Below are 1,290 nucleotides of genomic sequence, written 5' to 3'. Positions count from 1 at the left end.
GCCGCGGCATTCTGCGATACCGTTTCCATGGCCGAGCGGAGTTTGGAGGCAGCGCTGTTGAAATCCAACCGGAGCTTCTCCAGCGTCGGCAAGAAGGGCGTGCTGAGCTGCTGGGTAAGATCGCCGTCTGCAAGTGCTTGTAGAGCGGATGCGAGCTGGTCGACGTTTTCGACGCGTTTCGTGACATCCGTCGCGAACTTGACGACCTTGAAGACCTTGCCGTTCATGTCGAAGATCGGATTGTACGAGGCTTGTATGTAGACCTTCTTTCCGCCCTTGCCCAGCCGCATGAACTCATCAGCAACAAACTCTCCTCCCGCCAACCGGATCCAGAATTTGCGGTAGTCGTCGCTGTGGATGTAGGCGGATTCGCAGAAGATCGAGTGATGCTTTCCCTTGATTTCGGACAGCTGGTATCCGAGGGTGCTGAGAAAGTTCTCGTTGGCTGTCAGGATTTCGCCCGCAGGTGTGAATTCAATCACGGCTTGAGCGCGCGACAGCGCATCCAGTTTTCCGGCATCCTCGGCACTCTTCAGCTTTTGGGTCGTAATATCAGTTGCAAACTTGACGACCTTGTAGGGCTTACCGCCCTTGAAGACGGGGTTGTAGGAGCCCTCGATCCAGATTTCCCTGCCGCCTTTGCCAATGCGCTTGTATTGACGCTGGTCAAACTTGCCAGCGGCCAGATCGCTCCAGAACTGGCGGTATTCGGCGCTCGAGGCCTCGGCTGGATCGACGAACATCCGATGATGTTGGCCCACGATTTCGCTCAGCTCATAACCGAGCGCCGCGCAAAAGTTCGCATTAGCGGACAGAATTTTTCCCGTGAGATCGAACTCGATGATCGCTTGCGACTTGCTCATTGCGGCGAGCACGGCCCCGGCGTCGGACGAGAACCCCAAAGACATAATACCCAAGATGCGCTCCATGTCTGCCGAGGGCTCGTGTCCGCCGATCAGGTTCTGTTGGACTTAGAGGCCGTGGCTTTCGGTTACAGGTCAGCCGGCTGATCGATATTGTGACAACCCTTCCTCCCGGCGCCCCTATTTCTAGGGTCAAACACCCAACGAAACCTTAATTTCGGTGGGCGCGCATGAGCATTCGCTCAGCAGGTGTACATTCTGCTCAAGTCCAACCCCCTCAAGGTTGCAAAGCGCGTTCGAAGGCCGCCTCGCTGAGGCAGCGAACGCGATCACACCACTTCCGTCGAATCGTAAGCTAGGAAATTAGCCCGCGTCGGATCGCCTCAGCGATCGCGTGAACGCGATTGTCCGCACCGAGCTTCCGGAT

1 protein-coding gene is annotated in these 1,290 nt (G+C 56.7%); it reads right to left on the bottom strand.

Going from position 1 to position 1,290, the window contains the following annotated elements; translation table 11 throughout:
- A partial coding sequence (locus ACYJRZ_RS31885) for a PAS domain-containing protein (protein WP_459465523.1) occupies nt 1-929 on the bottom strand: 929 nt, incomplete at its 3' end.
- Nucleotides 930-1,290 lie beyond the last annotated feature (361 nt).

Source organism: Rhizobium sp. No.120 (assembly GCF_054558365.1).
This window is presented reverse-complemented; position numbering and strand designations above follow the sequence as displayed.